The following is a 258-nucleotide window of genomic DNA, read 5'->3' on the forward strand; positions in this document are numbered from 1 at the left end:
TCAGGGTGCGGGTCAGCGAGTCGCCTACTTTGGAATGATCCGGCTCGGGGTTCCAGGTTTCGCTCAGGCTCAGGCTGCGGGCCGGTAACCAGGCGGCAGTGGCCGGGTAGTCTTCAGGCTTGGGCTTGACCTGCAAGGGGATCTCGGTGGAGGTCACGTGGACCATTTTCCCGGGTTTGGGCGCGCTGGGCGTCGAGGTGTTGCCGGGCTGGTTGTCCACCTGGGTCGCGCTGAAGGTCAACGCGGGGATTTGCAGCT

General features: G+C 64.7%; 1 pseudogene. It reads right to left on the reverse strand.

From position 1 onward, the window contains the following. Positions 1-258: pseudogene (locus GHN92_RS23735) on the reverse strand (BatD family protein); the annotation flags it as partial.

The sequence above is a fragment of the Pseudomonas sp. FSL R10-2964 genome (assembly GCF_009600035.1).
Lineage (GTDB): Bacteria > Pseudomonadota > Gammaproteobacteria > Pseudomonadales > Pseudomonadaceae > Aquipseudomonas > Aquipseudomonas bubulae.